This is a genomic window from Xanthobacter autotrophicus, assembly GCF_029991245.1.
GTDB lineage: Bacteria > Pseudomonadota > Alphaproteobacteria > Rhizobiales > Xanthobacteraceae > Xanthobacter > Xanthobacter autotrophicus_C.
Map to the genome: position 1 here is coordinate 1 of NZ_JAIVFO010000475.1, position 385 is coordinate 385.

A 385-nucleotide genomic window follows, 5' to 3' on the forward strand; every position below is an offset into this window, starting at 1 on the left:
ACCCCCAACAGCGCCGCGGTGCGAGCGAGCCCCTCGGCGACGCCGCCGCCCAGCACGTCCTCGAGCAGCGGTAGCACCTCGCGGCGCAGGCGCACGCGGGTGAACGCGGGGTCCGTGTTGTGCGGGTCGTTCCAGGGCTCCAGTCCGAGGTCGCGACAGGCGGCGCGGGTGTCGGCGGCACGGACGCCGAGCAGCGGGCGCCCCCACGGCGCGTCCCAGGCGGCCATCCCCCGCAGCGACCGGGCGCCGGAGCCGCGACCCAGGCCCAGCAGGACGGTCTCTGCCTGATCGTCGAGGGTGTGGGCGAGCAGGACGGGGCGGCCGCGCCGGGCGGCGTCGAGCGCGGCGTACCTCGCCACGCGGGCGGCGGCCTCGGGGCCGGAAC

At 79.0% G+C, this 385-nt stretch carries 1 protein-coding gene; it reads right to left on the reverse strand.

Annotation, left to right across the window (positions count from 1 at the left end):
* Positions 1-385: tRNA lysidine(34) synthetase (locus K9U41_RS23755; RefSeq protein WP_282643273.1), on the reverse strand; the 385-nt coding region annotated here is incomplete at both ends.